We start from the raw sequence: 1,154 nt of genomic DNA, 5'->3' as shown, positions 1-1,154 counted from the left end.
ATCGGTGTCGGCGAATCGTCCGGCTCGGTCAACTTCGTTGCGCCAAACAACGTCTACAACACCAATGCACCGCTGACCAACAGCATTACCAAGGTCGACGGCGGTAATTACGAGAAGCTCGACACCGCCGGCACCCCGACCACCACAGTCACCGACAGCCCGGCTACGCAGGCGACCACCAACTTGGTGCTGAGCGCCACCGGCGATGTTGCCGAAGGCGGTCAGATCGTTTACACCGCCACGCTGAGCAACCCGGCGGGCACGGCGATGACCGTGACCTTGAGCAACGGCGCGACCATCAATATCGCGGCAGGCCAGACCACTGGCCAAGTGACCGTCGCAGCACCGGCCGATGACGTCTACCAAGACGCCGGCCAGGTCAAAGCCACCATCACTGGCACTACCGGTGGCGACTTCGAGAACCTCGCAGTCAATCCGGCTGAGGCCGTGACCAATGTCAGCGACACGCTCGATACCAGCACGGTGACCCTGACCGCCACTCCAAGCGTGGTCGAGGGCGGCACCGTGGTGTACACCGCCTCGGTGTCGGCGCCGGTCACCGGCAGCCCCTTGGTTGTCACCCTGGCCAACGGCCAGAGCATCACCATCGGTGTCGGTGAGTCGTCCGGCTCGGTCGACTTCACCGCGCCGAACAACGTCTACAACACCAATGCACCGTTGACCAACAGCATTACCAAGGTCGACGGTGGTAATTACGAGAAGCTGGATACCGCGGGCACCCCGACCACGACGGTCACCGACAGTCCGGCTACCCAGGCGACTACCAACCTGGTGCTGAGCGCCACTGGCGATGTCGCCGAAGGCGGTCAGATCGTCTACACCGCCACGCTGAGCAACCCAGCGGGTTCGGCGATGACCGTGACGCTGAGCAATGGCGCGACCATCAATATTGCGGCCGGCCAGACCTCTGGCCAAGTGACCGTCGCCGCACCAGCCGATGACGTCTACAAAGACGCGGGCCAGGTCAAAGTCAGCGTTACTGGCACCACCGGTGGTGACTTCGAGAACCTCGCAGTGAATCCGGCGGAGGCCGTGACAAACGTCAGCGATACGCTCGACACGTCGACCGTCACGTTGACCGCCACTCCAAGCGTGGTCGAGGGCGGCACCGTGGTGTACACCGCCTCGGTGTC

Annotated in this window: 1 protein-coding gene; it reads left to right on the top strand. The window is 63.4% G+C overall.

Annotated elements, in window-relative coordinates; translation table 11 throughout:
- Nucleotides 1-1,154, top strand: a 1,154-nt coding sequence (locus tag ACIPZC_RS26030) for an immunoglobulin-like domain-containing protein (protein WP_400630439.1), incomplete at both ends; no start/stop codon positions are given.

This window comes from Pseudomonas sp. NPDC089743, from assembly GCF_044748785.1.
Lineage (GTDB): Bacteria > Pseudomonadota > Gammaproteobacteria > Pseudomonadales > Pseudomonadaceae > Aquipseudomonas > Aquipseudomonas putida_X.
This window is presented reverse-complemented; position numbering and strand designations above follow the sequence as displayed.